19 protein-coding genes and 1 pseudogene are annotated in these 20,705 nt (G+C 55.0%); 6 read left to right on the forward strand and 14 right to left on the reverse strand.

Going from position 1 to position 20,705, the window contains the following annotated elements:
- Window positions 1-300: 300 nt before the first annotated feature.
- On the forward strand, window positions 301-816 hold the full coding sequence (zur, locus tag OGY62_RS20830) for a zinc uptake transcriptional repressor Zur (protein ID WP_012134638.1): 516 nt from the start codon (window positions 301-303) through the stop codon (window positions 814-816).
- 93 nt (window positions 817-909) lie between these two features.
- Here zur and OGY62_RS20835 read toward each other — a convergent pair whose 3' ends face one another.
- The 4 genes from OGY62_RS20835 to OGY62_RS20850 form a co-directional block, all read right to left on the reverse strand.
- Window positions 910-1,119 (reverse strand): CsbD family protein, encoded by a 210-nt coding sequence (locus OGY62_RS20835; RefSeq protein WP_024130835.1) that lies wholly within the window; start codon window positions 1,117-1,119, stop codon window positions 910-912.
- A gap of 137 nt (window positions 1,120-1,256) precedes the next feature.
- On the reverse strand, window positions 1,257-2,576 hold the full coding sequence (dinF, locus tag OGY62_RS20840; protein WP_286460485.1) for an MATE family efflux transporter DinF: 1,320 nt from the start codon (window positions 2,574-2,576) through the stop codon (window positions 1,257-1,259).
- A 189-nt stretch (window positions 2,577-2,765) separates the two neighbouring features.
- On the reverse strand, window positions 2,766-3,374 hold the full coding sequence (gene lexA, locus OGY62_RS20845) for a transcriptional repressor LexA (RefSeq protein ID WP_012134642.1): 609 nt from the start codon (window positions 3,372-3,374) through the stop codon (window positions 2,766-2,768).
- Window positions 3,375-3,497: 123 nt separating this feature from the next.
- Window positions 3,498-3,866 carry a diacylglycerol kinase gene (locus OGY62_RS20850; RefSeq protein ID WP_012134643.1) on the reverse strand — a complete coding sequence of 123 codons (369 nt, stop codon included), beginning with the start codon at window positions 3,864-3,866 and terminating at the stop codon, window positions 3,498-3,500.
- Window positions 3,867-4,036: 170 nt separating this feature from the next.
- On the opposite strand from OGY62_RS20850, the gene plsB reads away from it, so the two are divergent.
- A complete protein-coding gene (plsB, locus tag OGY62_RS20855; RefSeq protein WP_049011993.1) occupies window positions 4,037-6,457 on the forward strand; it encodes a glycerol-3-phosphate 1-O-acyltransferase PlsB in 2,421 nt (806 codons plus the stop codon).
- A 91-nt stretch (window positions 6,458-6,548) separates the two neighbouring features.
- Here the strand turns inward: plsB and ubiA are convergent, their stop codons facing one another.
- The 5 genes from ubiA to malK all read right to left on the reverse strand — a co-directional run bounded on the left by ubiA (window position 6,549) and on the right by malK (window position 11,800).
- Entirely contained in the window at window positions 6,549-7,418 is an 870-nt protein-coding gene (ubiA, locus tag OGY62_RS20860; protein ID WP_012134645.1) for a 4-hydroxybenzoate octaprenyltransferase, read from the reverse strand.
- A gap of 12 nt (window positions 7,419-7,430) precedes the next feature.
- Window positions 7,431-7,928, reverse strand: a complete 498-nt coding sequence (gene ubiC / locus OGY62_RS20865; protein ID WP_012134646.1) for a chorismate lyase — start codon at window positions 7,926-7,928, stop codon at window positions 7,431-7,433.
- A 181-nt stretch (window positions 7,929-8,109) separates the two neighbouring features.
- Window positions 8,110-9,051, reverse strand: coding sequence for a maltose operon protein MalM (malM, locus tag OGY62_RS20870; protein ID WP_286460486.1), 942 nt, complete (start codon window positions 9,049-9,051; stop codon window positions 8,110-8,112).
- 154 nt (window positions 9,052-9,205) lie between these two features.
- Window positions 9,206-10,558, reverse strand: a complete 1,353-nt coding sequence (locus tag OGY62_RS20875) for a maltoporin (protein WP_024130837.1) — start codon at window positions 10,556-10,558, stop codon at window positions 9,206-9,208.
- Window positions 10,559-10,690: 132 nt separating this feature from the next.
- Window positions 10,691-11,800, reverse strand: a complete 1,110-nt coding sequence (gene malK, locus OGY62_RS20880; RefSeq protein WP_012134650.1) for a maltose/maltodextrin ABC transporter ATP-binding protein MalK — start codon at window positions 11,798-11,800, stop codon at window positions 10,691-10,693.
- Window positions 11,801-12,171: 371 nt separating this feature from the next.
- On the opposite strand from malK, the gene malE reads away from it, so the two are divergent.
- The 3 genes from malE to malG all read left to right on the forward strand — a co-directional run bounded on the left by malE (window position 12,172) and on the right by malG (window position 15,940).
- On the forward strand, window positions 12,172-13,362 hold the full coding sequence (gene malE / locus OGY62_RS20885; RefSeq protein ID WP_286460487.1) for a maltose/maltodextrin ABC transporter substrate-binding protein MalE: 1,191 nt from the start codon (window positions 12,172-12,174) through the stop codon (window positions 13,360-13,362).
- A 128-nt stretch (window positions 13,363-13,490) separates the two neighbouring features.
- The gene (malF, locus tag OGY62_RS20890) at window positions 13,491-15,035 is read left to right on the forward strand and encodes a maltose ABC transporter permease MalF (protein WP_286460488.1); all 1,545 of its coding nucleotides are present in this window, start codon (window positions 13,491-13,493) and stop codon (window positions 15,033-15,035) included.
- 14 nt (window positions 15,036-15,049) lie between these two features.
- A complete protein-coding gene (gene malG / locus OGY62_RS20895; RefSeq protein ID WP_012134654.1) occupies window positions 15,050-15,940 on the forward strand; it encodes a maltose ABC transporter permease MalG in 891 nt (296 codons plus the stop codon).
- Between the two features lie 105 nt (window positions 15,941-16,045).
- Here malG and psiE read toward each other — a convergent pair whose 3' ends face one another.
- Window positions 16,046-16,456 carry a phosphate-starvation-inducible protein PsiE gene (gene psiE, locus OGY62_RS20900; RefSeq protein WP_012907714.1) on the reverse strand — a complete coding sequence of 137 codons (411 nt, stop codon included), beginning with the start codon at window positions 16,454-16,456 and terminating at the stop codon, window positions 16,046-16,048.
- 141 nt (window positions 16,457-16,597) lie between these two features.
- Here psiE and OGY62_RS20905 point away from each other — a divergent pair, with 141 nt between their 5' ends.
- On the forward strand, window positions 16,598-17,050 hold the full coding sequence (locus OGY62_RS20905) for an acyltransferase (protein WP_024130839.1): 453 nt from the start codon (window positions 16,598-16,600) through the stop codon (window positions 17,048-17,050).
- On the opposite strand, the pseudogene OGY62_RS23440 reads toward OGY62_RS20905, so the two are convergent.
- The 4 genes and pseudogenes from OGY62_RS23440 to OGY62_RS20920 form a co-directional block, all read right to left on the reverse strand.
- Window positions 17,033-17,131: pseudogene (locus OGY62_RS23440) on the reverse strand (hypothetical protein); the annotation flags it as partial. The gene OGY62_RS20905 and the pseudogene OGY62_RS23440 overlap by 18 nt on opposite strands.
- A gap of 16 nt (window positions 17,132-17,147) precedes the next feature.
- Window positions 17,148-19,244, reverse strand: a complete 2,097-nt coding sequence (locus tag OGY62_RS20910; RefSeq protein ID WP_012134657.1) for a YjbH domain-containing protein — start codon at window positions 19,242-19,244, stop codon at window positions 17,148-17,150.
- Window positions 19,244-19,981: a capsule biosynthesis GfcC family protein gene (locus OGY62_RS20915; protein WP_286460489.1), complete on the reverse strand. Its 738-nt coding sequence runs from the start codon at window positions 19,979-19,981 to the stop codon at window positions 19,244-19,246. Before OGY62_RS20915 ends, OGY62_RS20910 begins: the two co-directional genes overlap by 1 nt.
- Window positions 19,978-20,616 (reverse strand): YjbF family lipoprotein, encoded by a 639-nt coding sequence (locus OGY62_RS20920; RefSeq protein WP_286460490.1) that lies wholly within the window; start codon window positions 20,614-20,616, stop codon window positions 19,978-19,980. The genes OGY62_RS20915 and OGY62_RS20920 overlap by 4 nt, the downstream gene beginning before the upstream one ends.
- Window positions 20,617-20,705: the final 89 nt, after the last annotated feature.

Below are 20,705 nucleotides of genomic sequence, written 5' to 3' on the forward strand. Positions count from 1 at the left end.
TAAGTTTCATGATAATTTTACTGAGCAATTTTAATAATACGATTAGCGTTAATAGATAACCGTTCAATGATAGAAAATAATACCACCGGGTGAAAGTCCAGTGACGCTATGGACTATTCCTCCCGGTTCAATTTACCCACTTACAGAAACCAGTGACAGACGCGCCGCCGTGCAGGTATTGTTTTTTGCATGAAACGGTTATGTGTAGCAACCAGAGCTGTGTTATGAGCTGCTTCTCGGCGTTTTACGCAGAACATGGTAAAGTAGAAGATTAACCTTTCACGCAATCCGAGGTGCCACATGGAAAAGACCACCACGCAAGAGCTTTTAGCGCAAGCTGAAAAACTCTGTGCGCAACGCAATGTGCGGCTGACACCCCAGCGCCTCGAAGTGTTGCGTCTGATGAGTCTGCAGGAAGGCGCGATCAGCGCCTATGACCTGCTGGATCTGCTGCGTGAAACGGAGCCGCAGGCCAAACCGCCGACGGTGTATCGTGCGCTCGATTTTCTGCTTGAGCAGGGTTTTGTTCACAAGGTCGAATCCACCAACAGCTACGTGCTCTGTCACCTGTTCGATCAGCCGACCCATAGCTCGGCCATGTTTATCTGCGACCGTTGTGGTGTGGTAAAAGAGGAGTGTGCTGAAGGCGTGGAAGACATTATGCATACGCTGGCGGCAAAAATGGGGTTCGCTCTGCGCCATAACGTAATTGAAGCACACGGGTTATGCCCGGCGTGTGTGGAAGTCGAAGCCTGTCGCCACCCCGGCGAGTGCCAGCACGACCATTCTATTCTGGTGAAGAAGAAACCACGTTAAATAAATCGGGCGGCTAATCCGCAGACGCCGCCCAAAGCAAGTATGTTGAACAGAGGGGAGTACGTCCTTGTACTCACGGGCAGGAGAAGTTGATTACCAGCGGTAGTCGTTACGGTTTTCCCATTCTTTCACTTCTTTTTCCGCCTCATCTTTTGCGTAACCATAGCGTTCCTGGACTTTACCCACCAGTTGATCACGCTTACCTTCGATGACTGTCATATCGTCATCGGTCAGTTTGCCCCATTGCTCTTTCACTTTACCTTTAAACTGTTTCCAGTTGCCGCCGATTTCGTCTTTATTCATCATCAAGTCCTCATCGTTCGGTTGTGAATAGCGGGAGAACGTCGCTCAAACGCATTACGTTTTCTGCTGAACGTGAGATTAATTGTAGTCAGTGATTCGGCCTTCGTTTTTTAATTCAGAGTTTTTAACCACCGGACTCAGGCAAACCAGGTCCCTTTTCGCCAGTGTCGCCGCCAGATAAATGCCAGAGAAAGCCCACGAAGCGCCAGAAAAACGGTTAGCGCAAGCCACAGTCCGTGGTTCCCCAGCAGCGGTATCGTCAGTAGGGTGAGCGCAAACCCGGCTGCGGCGACAGCCATGCTGTTACGCATTTCAGCCGCCCGCGTCGCCCCGATAAACATACCGTCCAGCAAATAGCACCAGACGCCCACCAACGGCAGAATCACCTGCCAGATAAGATAGCGATCGGCCAGAAGCTGAATCTGCGGCAGCGAAGTCAGCAGGGCGATGATGTACTCACCCGCCAGCACATAAACCAGCGCAAACAGCAGCGCCACAATTCCCGACTGGCGACACGCCGCCCGCCATACGTCCAGTAGCTGGCTGCCGTCCCGCGCGCCATAAGCCTGACCCGAATGGGCTTCTACCGCATAGGCGAAGCCGTCCAGCGCATAGGCAGTAAAGGTCAACAACGTCATAAGAACGGCATTCACCGCAATGATATCGCTTCCCATACGGGCGCCCAGTACCGTGATTGCGCCAAAACAGAGTTGCAGCAGCAGCGAACGCAACATGATGTCGCGATTAAGCGCCAGCAAACGACGGAAGTTCCCGCGCCAGGCTTGTTTCAACATACCGGGAGAGACACCGCGCAGATGAAGGACTTTGCGTACCATCAGCAGACCAATTAACAGCGTGGCATATTCAGCGATGACCGTCGCCAGCGCAGCTCCTTGCACGTTCATGTGCAGCCCCATAACCAGCCACAGGTCGAGGACGATGTTCAGGATATTCCCGACAATCAGCAGGATAACCGGTGCACGAGCGCACTGAACGCCAAGCAGCCAACCAAGCAAAACCAGATTCGCCAGAGATGCCGGGGCACTCAGCCAGCGGATCGCCAGAAAGCGTCTTGCCTGCTCCAGTACCGCTTCGCTACCGCCAACGATATGCAATGCCAGATCGATAATCGGCGTGCGCAGCAGCGCAATCAGCGCCCCCGCGCTCAGCGCCAGGATGAGTGGTTGCACCAACGCTCTCGCCAGCGCTTGCGGATTTTTCGCGCCAAAGGCCTGCGCCGTTAACCCGGTAGTGCTCATGCGTAAGAAGAGCAACAGCATGAAAAGGAAGCTGGTTGCGGTTGCGCCAATGGCAACACCACCCAGATAGACGGGGCTATCGAGATGACCAATAACAGCCGTATCCACCAGACCCAGTAAGGGGACGGTGATGTTGGAAAAAATCATGGGTAAGGCGAGGCGCCAGAGTGCTTTGTCAGAGGATGTGAAGAAAGGCATGCAGATGAGCCTGAGAAAAAGTCAAATAAACCAATCGATTAATCGCCGGATGGCGGCATAAACGCCTTATCCGGCCTACGGTACTACGGGTACATTTGCCGGATGGCGGCGTAAACGCCTTATCCGGCCTACGGGGATATTTGTAGGCCTGATAAGCGCAGCGCCATCAGGCGTTGTGCCAGCGCCTGATTACAGCCATTCACCGTTACGGATAACGCCTACCGCCAGCCCTTCGATGGTGAAGCTCTGCTCACGCAGGTCAACCACAATCGGTTTAAATTCGCTGTTTTCTGGCAAAAGTTCAACTTTATTGCCCTGTTTTTTCAGGCGTTTTACCGTGACTTCATCGTCAATACGCGCCACAACCACCTGGCCGTTACGGACATCCTGAGTTTTATGCACTGCCAGCAGATCGCCGTCCATAATTCCAATATCTTTCATCGACATGCCGCTAACACGCAGCAGAAAATCAGCATTGGGTTTAAACAGCGAGGGATCGACCTGATAATGGCCTTCGATATGCTGCTGCGCCAGCAGCGGTTCACCGGCGGCGACACGACCGACCAACGGCAACCCTTCTTCTTCGTCCAGAAGCAGGCGAATACCGCGCGATGCGCCGGAAACAATTTCAATCACCCCTTTACGCGCCAGCGCTTTCAGGTGTTCTTCAGCGGCGTTTGGGGAACGGAACCCCAAACGCTGCGCGATCTCCGCACGCGTTGGTGGCATACCTGTCTGGCTGATGTGATCCCGAATGAGATCAAACACCTCTTGCTGCCTGGCCGTTAACGCTTTCATTCCGCCCCCTGGGTGTATATACAGTTATGCTGTGAGTATATACAGCTAAAGGTGATTTTGGAACCATAAACTGCGCAGAAAACAGGAGTTTTATACCGTTATGAAATCTTTATCGAAAAAACCTTAGCGGAAATGTGACCATAGCAGGAGACCCCAGGTCATCAGCGCGACGAAAATAGACAGTAGCACCGCCGCAGACCCCATGTCCTTCGCGCGGCCGGAGAGTTCATGGTATTCAGAGCCAATACGATCAACAACAGCTTCAATGGCGCTGTTAAGGATTTCAACAATCATCACCAGCATCACGGAACCAATCAGCAGTACGCGAGTAATGGCATCCACATCCAGCCAGCAGGCAATCAGCACACCTGCCAGCACGGCGATGCTTTCCTGGCGAAACGCCGCTTCGTTGACCCATGCGGCGCGAAAACCTTTCCAGGAATAGCCTGCGGCTTTAATGATTCGGGTGAATCCAGTGGTATTATTGGCCATTAAAAGAACCTTTTTGCATTATTAGCGTCAATGAAATTATATCGTTGGCCCGTATGATTCGGGCGACGGCAACGCAGCGCGAAGTATGACGGGATACACCAGAAATTCACCAGACTTTCTGATATCCTTGCAGCGCATTTGCATTATTAACCAGAGGCTTTACATCGTTTATGTCCGGCTGGCCACGAATTTACTACAAATTACTGAATTTACCATTAAGCGTGCTGGTAAAAAGCAAGTCTATTCCGGCAGATCCTGCCCCGGAGTTGGGGCTTGATACATCGCGCCCTATTATGTACGTATTGCCGTACAACTCCAAAGCAGACCTGCTGACGCTGCGCGCCCAGTGTCTGGCGCACGATCTTCCCGACCCGCTGGAGCCGCTGGAGATCGACGGAACGCTGCTGCCGCGTTATGTCTTTATTCACGGCGGGCCGCGTGTCTTCACCTATTACACGCCAAAAGAAGAGTCCATTAAGCTTTTCCACAACTATCTCGATCTCCACCGCAGCAATCCCGATCTGGATGTGCAAATGGTGCCGGTATCAGTGATGTTTGGCCGCTCTCCGGGGCGCGAAAAAGGAGAAGAGAACCCGCCTTTACGTATGCTGAACGGCGTGCAGAAATTCTTTGCCGTCTCCTGGCTGGGACGCGACAGCTTTGTTCGTTTCTCGCCGTCCGTGTCTTTGCGTCGGATGGCTGACGAACACGGCACTGACAAGACAATAGCGCAGAAACTGGCGCGCGTGGCGCGTATGCACTTCGCCCGTCAACGTCTGGCGGCGGTCGGGCCGCGTCTGCCAGCCCGTCAGGATCTGTTTAACAAGCTGCTGGCTTCAAAAGCCATCGCTCGCGCCGTGGAAGATGAAGCGCGCAGCAAAAAAATCTCCCATGAAAAGGCGCAGCAAAACGCCATTGCGCTGATGGAAGAGATTGCCGCCAACTTCTCCTACGAGATGATCCGTCTGACCGACCGTATTCTGGGCTTTACCTGGAACCGTCTTTATCAGGGGATTAACGTCCATAACGCCGAGCGCGTTCGCCAGTTGGCGCACGACGGGCATGAAATTGTCTATGTGCCCTGCCACCGCAGCCATATGGACTATATGCTACTTTCCTACGTGCTGTATCACCAGGGGCTGGTGCCGCCGCATATCGCTGCGGGCATCAACCTGAACTTCTGGCCGGCGGGTCCGATTTTCCGCCGTCTGGGCGCGTTCTTTATTCGTCGTACCTTCAAGGGCAACAAGCTCTACTCCACCGTATTTCGCGAATACCTGGGCGAGCTGTTCAGCCGTGGTTACTCGGTTGAGTATTTCGTGGAAGGCGGTCGCTCGCGTACCGGTCGTCTGCTCGACCCGAAAACCGGCACGCTGTCGATGACCATTCAGGCGATGTTGCGCGGCGGCACGCGTCCTATCACGCTGGTGCCAATCTACATCGGCTATGAGCATGTGATGGAAGTGGGCACTTACGCCAAAGAGCTGCGTGGCGCGACGAAAGAGAAAGAGAGCCTGCCGCAGATGCTGCGCGGTTTAAGCAAACTGCGTAATCTGGGCCAGGGCTACGTCAACTTTGGCGAACCGATGCCATTGATGACTTACCTCAACCAGCATGTGCCGGAGTGGCGTGAATCCATTGATCCTATCGAGTCTATCCGCCCGGCCTGGCTGACGCCGACGGTGAATAACATTGCCGCCGATCTGATGGTGCGCATTAACAACGCCGGTGCCGCCAACGCCATGAACCTGTGCTGTACCGCGCTACTGGCTTCCCGCCAGCGCTCTCTGACCCGTGAGCAGCTGACTGAACAGCTCGACTGCTATCTGAGTCTGCTGCGCAACGTGCCGTACGCGGCGGATTCTACGGTTCCTGCGCAGAGCGCCAGTGAACTGATCGACCACGCCTTGCAGATGAACAAGTTTGAGGTCGAGAAAGACACCATCGGCGATATCATCATTCTGCCGCGCGAGCAGGCCGTGTTGATGACCTACTATCGCAACAACATCGCGCATATGCTGGTTCTGCCTTCCCTGATGGCGGCCATCATTACCCAGCACCGCCACATCTCGCGTGACGCGCTGATGCAGCATGTTGACGTGCTCTATCCGATGCTGAAAGCGGAACTGTTCCTGCGCTGGGAACACGATGAGCTTGCCAGCGTGATTGACGCGCTGAGCAGTGAGATGCAACGTCAGGGGCTGATCGCCGTGCAGAATGATGAGCTGCATATCAATCCGGCACATTCTCGCACACTGCAACTGCTGGCGGCTGGCGCGCGCGAAACGCTGCAACGCTATGCCATCACCTTCTGGCTGCTGAGCGCGAATCCGTCGATCAACCGCGGTACGCTGGAAAAAGAGAGCCGCACGGTCGCGCAACGTCTTTCCGTTCTGCACGGCATTAACGCGCCGGAGTTCTTCGATAAAGCGGTGTTCAGTTCTCTGGTGCTGACTCTGCGTGATGAGAAATACATCAGCGATACCGGTGACGCCGAGCCTGAGCAGACGATGAAGGTGTATCAGATGTTGGCCGATTTGATCACGTCGGATGTGCGTCTGACCATTGAGAGCGCAACGCAGGGCGAGTGACAATAAAAATCCGGGTGGCGGCTTCGCCCTACCCGGCCTACGTTCTGCGCAATATGTTATGTAGGCCCGGTAAGCGCTACCGGGCTTTTTTTCAGCCAACGTAACTCATCGCCAGCCCTAAAAACAGCACCAGGCCGACGTAGTTATTGTTCATAAACGCTTTAAAACAGGCTTCACGTTCGCGCCCGACAATCAGTTTCTGCTGATACACAAACAGCGCGCCAGCCACCAGCACCGACCAGTAATACCCCCAGCCCAGCCCGTTCAGCCAGCCAATCAGCGCCATTAGCGCCAGCACCGCAATCTGCAAAATCCCGATAATAAGTTTGTCATGTCGCCCGAACAGAATGGCCGTCGATTTAATGCCGATTTTCAGATCGTCGTCCCGGTCAACCATCGCGTACTGCGTGTCGTAGGCTACCGCCCAGAGGATATTGGCCAGGAACATCAGCCAGCAGCTCAGCGGCACGGACTCACTCACCGCCGCAAACGCCATAGGAATAGACCAGCCAAACGCCGCGCCCAGCACAACCTGCGGCAAATGGGTGTAACGCTTCATGAAGGGATAGACCCACGCCAGCGCCAGCGCCGCAATCGACAGCAGAATGGTCATCGTATTCAGCGTTAACACCAGCAGGAAGGAGAGCGCTACCAGTACGACAAACAGCGTACGCGCCTCTTTCTCCGTGACCGCCCCGCTGGGCAACGGTCGGTTGGCCGTGCGTTTCACATGTCCATCAAACTTACGATCGGCATAATCGTTGACCACGCAACCGGCGGCGCGCATTAACCAGACCCCGGCGACAAACACCGCCAGAATCCACAGTTGCGGTACTCCCGGCGTTGCTACCCACAGCGCCCATAATGTCGGCCAGAGCAGCAGTAAGGCGCCGATTGGCTTATCCGTACGCATCAGGCGGTGAAACGCCAACAGCTTATTCTGCGTCAGACTCCACTCCATTTTGTTTTCCTCTTAATACAACGGTGATGCGGGCAAAAACAGCTCGGTAAGCATCAGCGGCTTACCGCTCAGACGCAGGCGGGAACGACGCCCCCACAGTGCGGCATCACGACCAATCTCAATAAAATCTCGGGTCAACGTTGATGATGTAAACAGGTAGCGCCCTAACGGCGTTTTTCCCAGATTTTGTAAGGCCAGCTCAGGGCCGCACAACGTTGATTCAGGCACGACGGTACGCCCGGCAAGCCAGGGTTCGCCGTCTGCACATAACAAAATTTCACGTAACCAGTAGCGGGATTCGACCGGTAGCAGCGCCACCTCTTCAGCCACTTCATGTGGACCAACAAACGCTTCCCGAAGCAATGTCACGCTTACCCGTTTCCCTTCTTGCTCAAAACGTTTGGTCATGGAATCTTCCAGAAGTAACCAGTCGAGCAACCGGGAATCCAGCGCAGGAATCTCTTTAAAATAGCGCAGCGCACGCAGTTGCGTTAACGCAGGGTGTGACATGCCGTACTCTCCGTTTCATAACGTAAAGGCATTGTATCGCAGAAAAGAGATTACGGGAGGCGTAAACATAATTAAGTGATCGGTTGCGCAACAGAAGTGTAACAACTCGCATGGAATGCTAAAAAAAAGGTGCGCCAGGAGACGCACCAGTTGTTGCAAAATCAGCAATGTGGGGAGACGCTTACCCCTTGCCTTTTACACTGCTGATAAACGTGGAACGGGCAGATGTCGATCCCAGGCGTTCGGCTTCATCAAGCAGTTTCAGAGCTTTATCAACGTCACCTTTCGCTACCGCGTCCTTAATCGCATTGTTGAAGTAGCTTTCCGTGTCGTTCAGCATTGGCTCGCTTTTCTTCGCCGGGGCAGGCGCTGGCGCGGCAACGGCTGGTGCGGTATAGGCGGTCGCCGGTGCCGCAGTGTTGCCGACGGTGACAGGTCCCGGACCGGAAGAACCAAACAGCGGGCCAACCAGTACGCTGGAGCTGCTGTTGGTTTTCACTTTCAGTTTCAGCAGGCCATCAGTCGTGTGGCGCGCGATCGGATCGGGAATATCCGGGACGGCATTACCCACGCCTTTCGCATACGCTTTTGCCGGGTCAAGCAGCGTGGTGGTCTGCTGGAGATCGTTATTGGTGGTAAACACCAGAACGTACAGCTTCTGCTGGCCCAGCGCAGGCGTCAGGCGCATCACCCCTTCCAGACGATCCGCGCTCATCACGCCGGGGGCCTGGTAGGTAAAGTAGCTGCTGGGGAAATACGCTGAAGGCGTCAGGTTCTGGTCGAGAATCAGCACGTTCGGTGCAAATACGCTGGTTTGTTTGTTAACTTCGCTGCTCAATGTCAGCGTGAGCTCACCGATGTTCGCCGGTACGCTATACGCGGCAACCGGGCCTGTAATACCGGCGACGTCAAGCTGCTGACCACCGGTAGAAAGCTGTGTGGACTGCGTACTGGACTGGTCGACAGGCGTCCAGGTGAGTTGTTGTAGTGCGGCGGTCGGAATCGCAGGCGCTGCGCTGGTGTTTTGCGGAACATAGTTTACATCCGCCAGGCTGATGCCTGGTGCGCTTGCCAGCAACCCCGCCGATAAACAAAGGGCGACGAGACTCTTCTTCATTTTCATTGTTATCACCTCAGATAGCACGGGTTCAGCGGTGGCCAGGCAATAGCGCGCTAAACCGCGAGAAACGGTGCAGATAATGCCGGATAGCGGCTACGCCTTATCCGGCCTGCATCTCGTTACCGGGGGACTTGCGCCCCCCTCGTTATGTCACGTATTACCACCAGATTTCCATCTGGGCGCCGAAGGACCACTCATCGTTGTCGCCACGGCTGGTTGTGTTGAAGCCGGAGTTATTCGATGCGGCATAACGCAATGTGTTATCGCCATCTTTGATATAGCCCCATTTCTCATCCCACTTCGCGTAGGTTGCGAAGAGACGGATGGCCGGGCGGGACCAGATGCTGTCGCCAGCCTGCCATTGTTGCGCCAGGGTGATTTTGTACTGGTTGTTGCGATCGCCAGTCTGTTGAGATTTGACGTTGTCGTAACCGACTTCCAGCAGGGTGCTCATGATCGGCGTCCATTTGAACATCGGACGAACGCCCACGGTCCACCAGTCAGTACCCAGATCGTTATCCAGGTCCTGTTTCTGGAACATACCGACGTACATCAGGTCCCAACGGTCGCCCAGAGAGATCGCCCCGTGGTCCAGAATACGCCACAGCTTACCGTTGTTATTGACGTAACGATCGACATAATGGAGCTGATCGTCGCCTTCGCCGATATCAAAGGTCGAGCCGTAAGAACCCTGAGGAATACCTTTACCCTGCGTGGTCATCGCGTCAGTGGCGTACTGAACCACAAACTTGTTGTAGCCCTTCAGCATGCTCTGGGTATGTTCAGCAGTGAACATCCAGCCGTCTTTAGATGCGCCGTCAGCCAGACGATAATCGTCAGTGGTGTTTGCGCGACCATAGTCGACACCCAGTTCCAGCACGCCGTCCGGGTTCGTTTCCAGACCGGCTAAACGCACGTCGAAGACGTCGTTGGCGGTGTCTTTAGAAGAGTTGTAAATATCCTGGCTGCTGAAGGTGTAGGAACCACCGGCTTCCTGAGAGCGGGTCGCTGCCAGAGACAGTTTACCGAAGCCCAGGTCGATGTTTTCGATACCCGCACCAGGACCAGAAATATCCCAGTAGTAGAAGTCGATCATGTGAACGTCATGACGCTGATAGAAGCGCTTACCCGCCCAGATGGTGGAGCCTGGCAGCCAGTCAATCAGGTTTTTACCCTGCACGTTGGCTTCACGGAACGCCGGATCGGTTGCTTCCCAGTCATTCTGTTGCGCTACGGAGTAGGCCACGTTAGTGTCGAAATAGAAGCTCTTGTCGCCTTCTTTCCACACTTCCTGACCCAGTTTCAATTCCGCATAGGTTTCACATTCGTTACCAAGACGGTATTTACTTTGAGCGCCAGTTGCCTGGAAACATTGTTGTTCGCCGCCACTACCCGTCCAGCCGATACCGGAACGAGCATAACCATGGAAATCCACTGCCATTGCCTGAGCAGACATAACGCCTGCTGCGACGGCAACCGCCAGAGGAAGTTTGCGCAGAGTAATCATTATTCTATCTCCTGAGATCATTGCTTTTCTTTAAACGCGTCCCCCTTCGGACTGCCTCTTTGTTGGCGGTGTTTTTTCACTTGCCGCCTTGATGCATCCTCGAATGGTTTTGCGTTTTGTTTTTTAATGGGGACCTTAAACGCCCGGCTCCTTATGCAGCCGACGGCATGCGGAACCATCTTCACGGAACAGATGGCAACGCTCTGGCGGCAGACCGATAGCGAATGTGGCACCCTCTTCTACCAACACCACGTCGTTCTGGCGGTAAACCAGGTTTTGACGAATGGCGGGGATCTGGATATGAATTTGTGTTTCGTGACCAAGTTGTTCGACGACCTGAACCTCGCCTTCCAGGGTGACATCGGCGATGTCGCTGGGCAGCAGATGCTCTGGACGAATACCTAACGACATATTTGCCCCGACCTGAACGCCGTTGCTTTCTACCGGCAGCCAGACGTTCTGGCGGTTCGGCAGCTCAACCTGCACCTGCTCGATAGCGGTCGCGGTGACTTTCACCGGCAGGAAGTTCATTTTCGGGGAACCGATAAAGCCTGCGACGAAGCGATCCGCCGGATAGTGGTACAGCTCCAGCGGCTTACCGACCTGCGCCACGCGGCCGGCATCCAGCACCACGATTTTGTCGGCCAGCGTCATCGCTTCGACCTGATCGTGGGTGACGTAAATCATCGTGCGGCCCAGACGCTTATGCAGGCGGGAGATTTCGATACGCATCTGCACGCGCAGAGCGGCATCAAGGTTAGACAGCGGCTCATCAAGCAGGAACACGCGCGGTTCCGCCACCAGCGTGCGGCCTATCGCCACGCGCTGGCGCTGGCCGCCGGAGAGCGCTTTCGGCTTGCGCTCCAGCAGGTGCGCCAGTTGCAGCACTTCCGCCACCTGATTCACACGCTGATTCATCACCTCTTTTTTGGCCCCCGCCAGCTTCAAACCAAAAGACATGTTTTCTGCCACGGACAGGTGGGGGTAGAGCGCATAGGACTGGAAAACCATCCCCACGCCGCGTTCGGCGGGCGGGATGTCGTTCATACGGGCTTCCCCAATGAACAGATCTCCGCTGGTGATGGTTTCAAGTCCGGCGATCATACGCAGCAAGGTCGATTTCCCGCAGCCTGACGGTCCGACAAACACCACGAATTCCCCTTCGTGAATGTCGAGATTGATATCTTTCGATACCACCACGTCACCCCAGGCTTTCGTTACATTTCGTAGCTGTACGCTCGCCATGCCCTTCTCCCTTCGTTACAACCTGTCATCGACAGCAACATTCATGATGGCCTGACTATGCGTGATCCCTTGATTGCGTAAATCCTCCACCCCCCGGCTTTTTTATGGGGGAGGAGGCGGGAGGATGAGGGAGCAGCGTCTGAGACCCGTGCCGCGCCCCGCCGAGGAATTTCGTGATGTCACCTGCAAAAATCGCGGTGTTTTTATGTGCGCCAACACGCATTACTCACATTTATGCAACACAGATCACATAAAGAAGGGGTGGGGCGTAGGGGTAAGGAGGATGGAAAGAGGTTGTCGTATAAAGAAACTAGATACCGTTAAGCCACCTCTGTGTATCCACGAGCACATCACCAAAAAGGATGGGAGATATGAAAATCAAAACTGGCGCACGCATCCTCGCATTGTCCGCACTGACGACGATGATGTTTTCCGCCTCGGCTCTCGCCAAGATTGAAGAAGGTAAGCTGGTTATCTGGATTAACGGCGACAAAGGCTACAACGGCCTCGCTGAAGTGGGCAAAAAATTCGAACAAGACACCGGCATTAAAGTCACCGTTGAGCACCCGGACAAGCTGGAAGAGAAATTCCCTCAGGTTGCGGCCACCGGTGACGGCCCGGACATCATCTTCTGGGCGCATGACCGTTTTGGCGGCTACGCACAGTCTGGCCTGCTGGCTGAGATCACCCCGGACCAGGCGTTCCAGGACAAGCTCTATCCGTTCACCTGGGATGCGGTGCGTTACAACGGCAAGCTGATCGCCTACCCGATCGCCGTTGAAGCGCTGTCCCTGATTTACAACAAAGACCTCGTTCCGAACCCGCCGAAAACCTGGGAAGAGATCCCGGCGCTGGATAAAGAGCTGAAGGCGAAAGGTAAGAGCGCGCTGATGTTCAACCTGCAAGAACCGTACTTCACCTGGCCGCTGATTGCCGCCGATGGCGGTTACGCGTTCAAGTTTGAGAATGGTAAGTATGACGTGAAAGATGTCGGCGTAGACAGCACAGGGGCGAAAGCCGGTCTGGGCTTCCTGGTCGATATGATCAAAAACAAACACATGAACGCCGATACCGATTATTCCATCGCGGAAGCCGCCTTTAACAAAGGCGAAACGGCGATGACCATCAACGGTCCGTGGGCGTGGTCAAACATCGACAAGAGCAAAATCAATTACGGCGTGACACTGCTGCCGACATTCAAAGGCAAACCGTCTAAACCGTTCGTTGGCGTGCTGAGCGCGGGCATTAACGCCGCCAGCCCGAACAAAGAGCTGGCGAAAGAGTTCCTCGAAAACTACCTGCTGACCGATCAGGGTCTGGACGACGTGAACAAGGACAAACCGCTGGGCGCGGTTGCGCTGAAATCTTTCCAGGATCAGTTAGCGAAAGATCCGCGTATCGCCGCCACGATGGATAACGCCCAGAAAGGCGAAATCATGCCGAACATTCCGCAGATGTCAGCCTTCTGGTATGCGGTTCGTACGGCAGTTATCAACGCTGCCAGCGGTCGTCAGACTGTCGACGCCGCGCTGAAAGACGCGCAGGGCCGTATCACCAAGTAATGTTCAGGTCGTGTGCCGGATGGCGGCATCAATGCCTTCTCCGGCCTACAGAACAGGTAGGCCGGATAAGCGCAGCGCCATCAGGCACGCTGACCTACAGGATTTCAAAGTTGTAGAGGAAGATCCCCATGGATGTCATTAAAAAGAAACATTGGTGGCAAAGCGACGCGCTGAAGTGGTCAGCGATTGGTCTGCTGGGCCTGCTGGTGGGTTACCTTGTAGTTTTAATGTACGCACAAGGGGAGTACCTGTTTGCCATCATGACGCTGATTTTAAGCTCTGCTGGCCTGTATATTTTCGCGAATCGTAAAACCTATGCCTGGCGCTATGTTTATCCGGGCATGGCCGGTATGGGGCTGTTTGTCCTGTTCCCGCTGATCTGCACTATCGCCATCGCCTTTACCAACTACAGCAGCACCAACCAGCTCACCTTTGAACGCGCCCAGCAGGTGCTGATGGATCGTTCTTATCAGGCGGGCAAAACCTATAACTTTGGCCTGTATCCGGCGGGTGACGAGTGGCAACTGGCCCTCACCGACGGCGAAACCGGCAAGAATTATCTCTCCGACGCCTTTAAATTCGGCGGCGAACAAAAACTGCAACTGAAAGAGACTGACGCACTGCCGACCGGTGAACGCGCCAACCTGCGCATCATCACCCAAAATCGTCAGGCGCTGAACCAGCTTACCGCCGTTTTACCCGATGAAAGCAAGGTCATCATGAGCTCGCTGCGCCAGTTTTCCGGCACCCAGCCGCTCTATACCCTCGCCAGCGACGGCACGCTGACAAATAACCAGAGCGGCGTGGCGTATCGGCCAAACAACGATATTGGCTACTATCAGGCCATCAACGCGGACGGCAACTGGGGCGACGAAAAACTGAGCCCAGGCTACACCGTGACCATCGGCTGGGACAATTTCTCCCGCGTCTTTACTGACGAGGGCATCCAGAAACCGTTCTTCGCGATCTTCGTCTGGACCGTGGTGTTCTCAATTCTCACAGTGCTGCTGACCGTGGCGGTTGGGATGGTACTGGCCTGCCTCGTACAGTGGGAAGCGCTGAAAGGTAAAGCGATTTACCGCGTGCTGCTGATTCTGCCGTATGCGGTGCCGTCGTTCATCTCGATTCTGATCTTCAAAGGTTTATTCAACCAGAGCTTTGGTGAGATCAACATGATGCTGAGCGCGCTGTTTGGCCTCAAACCGGCCTGGTTCAGCGACCCGAACACCGCCCGCACGATGGTCATTATCGTCAACACCTGGCTGGGCTATCCGTACATGATGATCCTCTGCATGGGCCTGCTGAAAGCGATTCCAGACGATCTGTACGAAGCCTCGGCAATGGACGGCGCGGGGCCGTTCCAGAACTTCTTTAAGATTACATTCCCGCTGCTGATTAAGCCGCTGACGCCGCTGATGATCGCCAGCTTTGCCTTTAACTTTAACAACTTCGTACTGATTCAGCTTCTGACTAACGGCGGCCCGGACCGCCTCGGCACCACTACGCCAGCCGGTTATACCGACCTGCTCGTGAGCTACACCTACCGCATCGCCTTTGAAGGCGGCGGGGGCCAGGACTTCGGTCTGGCGGCCGCGATCGCCACGCTGATCTTCCTGCTGGTTGGCGCGCTGGCCATCGTGAACCTGAAAGCCACGCGTATGAAGTTTGATTAAGGGAGATAACAACAATGGCAATGGTTCAACCCAAATCTCAAAAGCTGCGTCTCTTCATCACGCACTTAGGGCTGCTGATTTTTATCGCGGCAATCATGTTCCCGCTGCTGATGGTCGTCGCCATTTCGCTGCGTGAAGGCAACTTCGCAACCGGGAGCCTGATCCCGGAACGCATCTCCTGGGAGCACTGGCGGCTGGCATTGGGCTTCAGCGTGGAACACGCTGATGGCCGTGTCACGCCGCCCCCCTTCCCGGTTCTGTTATGGCTGTGGAACTCGATCAAAGTCGCGGCGATCACCGCCATTGGCATCGTGGCGCTCTCTACGACCTGCGCTTACGCGTTTGCCCGTATGCGCTTTCCCGGCAAAGCGACGTTGCTCAAAGGGATGCTGATTTTCCAGATGTTCCCGGCGGTGCTGTCACTGGTGGCGTTGTACGCGTTGTTCGACCGTCTCGGCCAGTACATTCCGTTTATCGGTCTGAATACCCACGGCGGGGTGATTTTCGCTTACCTGGGCGGGATTGCGCTGCACGTCTGGACGATTAAAGGCTATTTCGAAACCATCGACGGTTCGCTGGAAGAAGCGGCGGCGCTGGATGGCGCGACGCCGTGGCAGGCTTTCCGCCTGGTGCTGCTGCCGCTCTCGGTGCCGATTCTGGCGGTGGTCTTTATTCTGTCGTTCATTGCCGCCATCACTGAAGTTCCTGTCGCCTCGCTGTTACTGCGTGATGTAAACAGCTATACCCTGGCGGTAGGTATGCAGCAGTACCTCAACCCGCAAAACTATCTGTGGGGCGATTTTGCCGCCGCAGCCGTGTTGTCCGCCATCCCGATCACGCTGGTGTTCCTGCTGGCCCAGCGTTGGCTGGTCAACGGCCTGACGGCAGGCGGTGTGAAAGGCTAAGTTTCATTGATGTACCTGCCCGGAAACGGGCAATGCCACTGCAACCCTCAACTTATATTATCCCAACTTGTGACTGTTCTTCGGCGCTCCTCGGAGCGCCTTTTTTTATTCCCGTTTTAGCCGTTTCGAATTACATAACCACAGGGTGATCACCAATAACAGGATCGCCGCAGAGTAGATCAGCACATCCATCGGCGATTTATGATCGACGATGATCAGCCGCACAATCGCGGTGATCCCGATATAGACAAAGTAGCGTAGCGGGAAATGAAAACCTGACTGGAAATACTTCACAATCAACGCAATAAACTCAAAGTAGAGAAAGTAGACCACCAGCCCTTCCACCAGTTCGTATTTGCTGGTTTGCTCCGGCGCGAACAGCACATCCGCCAGATGTAAGGTCTCTTTACCGAGGAAAACGACCAGGATCAGGCCCAGACTTAACAGCCCAAGATTCAGCACGGTCTGTAGGATCGTGGAGATAAACTCCACGCGTGGACGAGATAGTGACGTCATAGCAGCACCCTCTTTCTCAGTAGCAAGGTTCCTGTATAACGCAAAAATGTGACGGAGATCTATATTTTTTGTTTATGTTTTGTGCAGCAAAGGTCAGCGGAGAATTATCTCTGTCATGGCATGTTTCAAAGAGAAGGGAAAATGCAGTTAAAACACGCTACCGTCCGCAACGTCACCTGCGGTGAAAATGTGGTGATTTATGAGCCCGCAAACCTGTACGACTGCCAGCTTGGCGACAATGTTTTCATCGGACCTTTTGTCGAAATACAGGGCAATACACAGATTGGCGCAAACACAAAAATTCAGTCCCATACGTTTGTTTGCGAATATGTCACGATTGGACGCGATTGCTTTATCGGCCACGGCGTAATGTTCGCTAACGACATGTTTCGTGAAGGAAAACCTGACCCGAACAGGCAGAACTGGGGGCGAATTGAGATCGGCAGCAATGTTTCCATCGGCAGCGGCGCGACCATCCTGGCCGTCAGCATTTGCGACGGCACAGTGATCGGCGCGGGAAGCGTGGTCACTAAATCGATCACCGAGAAAGGCGTATATGCCGGAAACCCGGCAAAATTATTGCGTCGCCTGTAAATTGCCGGATGGCGGCGTAAACGCCTTATCCGGCCTACAATGAATGCGGTTTGTAGGCCGGATAAGCGTAGCGCCATCCGGCTGGCAAACGGCTCGATCAGCGGAAATTCACGTTGCGGTCGCTGGTCATATCGTACAGACCAAACTTCCGGCCAAGCTGCTGACCGCCGTCACGCGTCAGCGGCGTCCAGCCAATCGCTGCGCGGCTGCGGGTTGGGCTGGACGAGAAGAGATCCAACGGCACCGACACGTACACGCCTTTGGTGAAATCCCCTTCCCCGTACTCGTCCGGCGACACATCGGTGATCGTGGCATAGCCGCCAACCACCACGCCGCTGTCAAAGCGTTTCGCGATTTCCAGCGTACCGCCCTTGTCGCCAGCCAGATATTGACCGACGCTCGCTTTCACCAGCACATCCTGAGCAAACGACGGCGTCCAGTAGGCGGTCAAGTGACCGGTTTTCACGCTGTAATCGGTGAATTTCATCATATCCTGCGCGCTACGCCAGTCACGCTGTTTCACGTAGTTAGCGTCAAGACCAAACGCCCAGTTGCTGTCGACCGGGCGATACAGCACTTCCGCCCCTGCGCCGCCGTACATGGTCTCCAGATAACCGCCGTAAACCTGGCCGTAGAAACCGTTGCCGAGGTACTGGAAGTAGTTGGCTTGCAGGTTATTCACATAGATATCGTTCTGCACATATTCGCGCACATGGGTACGCACACGCGGAAGATGCGAATCGTTCGGTGGATTGGTGTAGTTAAATTTGTCGTAGTTGTTGGCGATATTGGCAAACAGACTGCCGGTGGTAAGCAGATGATCCGTTACCCACAGATCCGCCGTCCCCATCACGCCAAGCTGGTACATATAGAAATTTTCCGGGCCGCCGACAGACTGGTTCAACACCGGATCGATATGGAAATCAAAGCGCGATTTATCGATATACCAACCCTGCTCAGTTGTTTCCGGCACGATCGGCTCCACACGTTTTTGCGCCAGTGGGGTCTCGTGTCCTAATGGCTCGCCTTCCAGATGGCGTTTCAGGCTGGCGACATCGGTTTCCGTAGTGACCTGCGGCATATTGAGACGGTTTTCCGTCACGCGGATCGTGCGAATCCCTTCTGGCAGATCGTTCATGACGATCCGATTCGCGCGTTCGATCCCTTCCCGCGAGTCACGGTATTTCACCTGCTCGCCGGTGACGTACAGCGTATCGCCTTTCACCTGAATTTTAGGGTCCGCCAGTCCGGCGTTGTATTTCAGCAGCGTCAACTGGTTAGCGACGACCGAGTGTTGCAGGATGGCGTCCTGCGGCTCAGGCTGATATTTCGGTCGCGCGTTATCGTTATACGATGGGCGCAAATCGTTGAAGTTTGTCCGCAGCGTCACGCCAAACATAAAGGTGTTGCCGCGTTCATAGCTGAGGTTAACGTCGGCCCAATCGGTGACGCGGTAAATGGCGCCGACGTTAAACTTGCTCTTCTGCTCCAGCTTACCCGCGAAATCCTGCTGATAATTGTTGCCTTCATACTCCAGTTTCAGGCGCAGCGGCTGCCAGGGCGTTTGATACTCCACCCCGCCAAACAGCGACGCTGGCCCGTGGAACATATCGCTGCCGTTGACGGAACCGGCCTGTTTATAACTGTTATCGCGGTGACAGAATTTATCGCTGTATGAGCAAAACGGATTGCTCACGTTGCCGCTGGTGCCCAGATAACCCCAGCCAAGACCGAGCGAGAAATCAAACGGCCCCCAGGCTTTGTTCGCCACAATGTATTCCGCATCGAACAGCCCCGTCCCGCCGATATCCCTTGCGCCGACCGCCACCTGCGGCATCCAGTAGCTCTCTTCCCATAACCGCAGTTTCAGGTCGAAGGCTTTGTCTTTGTAGGTCTGGTTGCCGGAAAACGACTCCACGCTGCTGTATTGTCTGGTACGCACGTCGGTATAGCGCAGCGTGGTTTCCAGCCACGGGAACAACTGTATCGACGCGGAGTAGTAACGATACTGATCGTTATCACGATAGTTCAGGCTCATCTCCCCTTCCCGCGCCATTCGCGCCGTTGGCGTTTGCAGCAGTCCCACGCCGCCGAAGTCAGATTGTGACGGCCCAATGGGGGCCGGATATGTTTCGGCATGGCAGGCTGCGCTGATGCCCAGCGCCAGTAAGCTGAGCAGATGTGTTTTTTTCATTATTCGGGTATCCGCTGCGTCAGAGTACGAAGAATGTCGGCGTTAAGCGCATCCGGCGTGTTGCTCCATAGAGAATCCGTAAGACCGACAAAAATGATGCTGCCAGGCATCGGCTCAACGTGACGCTTGTTCCAGTAAGCGACCGGCGCTTTCTGCGTGCGTCCGTCGGGATAGACAACCCACGCATAGCTGCGATCCGCCCCGCTGAGCAGGCTTTGCTCATCAAGGTAGCTGGCCACGTCCAGCCCCGGGCTGAAGGGGCGTTTACCCGGCTGACTAACCAATCCAAACAGCGTGATATCTGTCGGCTGCCCGCCGACCCACAGCGTGTAATGGCCCTGCAACAGCGGATTGCCCCGTTCGCTGACGCGTACGGTATCCGGGTCAAGGTTAACGAGCTGTCTGCCGGTCACTTTCAATGTCTGCACCTGCTGGCGCAGCGTATTGATTGCGGCGGCGTCATCGCCGCTTTTCTCTGCGCCAAACGCAGCCAGGCGGCTCAATAATTCCTGCTGCTGGCGCTGCGCCGTGGCGGTAGCCCGCTCTTCGCTGATAACCGCGCCAGGCCACCAGCTGTTCGCCAGTTTCGGCTGCCCGACCAGATCGATCAGATGTTCCGCGCCGGTGAGCGTCTTCGGTTCTGTGCTGTCTGCGGCAAACACCTTCACGGTGCCTGCGGCAAAAGATGAGGAAGCGCACAAACTCAGGGCCAGCGCTGCAATGGTCTGTTTCATCATTGTTTTGCCGCCTTAATGAGCGTGGTTTTCACCGGGAAGTAGTCCGCCCCCAGATACTGTTCCGACTGGCGGATTTGCCCTTCGCTGTCGATCCAGTAGCGGTTATGCCAGCGCGCCTGGTCGGTTGTAACCTCTTCATCCAGTACGCGAACGGCGGTTACATCGCTACCGACCTTAATGCTGTCAGTGCCATCCCATTTGAAGACCGAGCGGGTGGTGGCGTAACGCACCTGTTTATGTTCCGTCCAGCCCATCGTGCGCGTCCACGTTGCGCCATCTACGATTTGTGCCGGTCTGGCCAATGGGTCAGCCGCCAGATTGTTCACACCGATCAGATTGTCGCCGCCGAGCAGGGTTTTAATCAGGCGACCATGCTGAGTCACGATGGTGGCCTGATCCTGCGTCACCCATTTCTGCTGCCCGTTCTCTGCGAAAGCGAGCACCACAAACAGCTGCGGCCCGCCATTGAGTTGCATGTACTGGCTGGCATAAGGCATGTTTTGAATGTCATCGTCCGTCAGTTGTACGCCCGGCGTACCGAACAGACTGTCCCACAGCGAATTACCCAGACCTTTAGTGGTGGCTGAGCAAGCCTGTAACAGCAGGCAAATGATGATAATTCCAGGTCGCTTCACGACTCTTCTCCGCATTATTGCCGGGTGGCCCCGGCCAGGAAGTCCCACAGGCTCAGGCAAGCTAAAATAACCACACCGAAGTGTGGTTA

This window comes from Citrobacter sp. CK198 (assembly GCF_030333295.1).
In the GTDB taxonomy this organism is placed as follows: Bacteria; Pseudomonadota; Gammaproteobacteria; order Enterobacterales; family Enterobacteriaceae; genus Citrobacter_B; species Citrobacter_B koseri.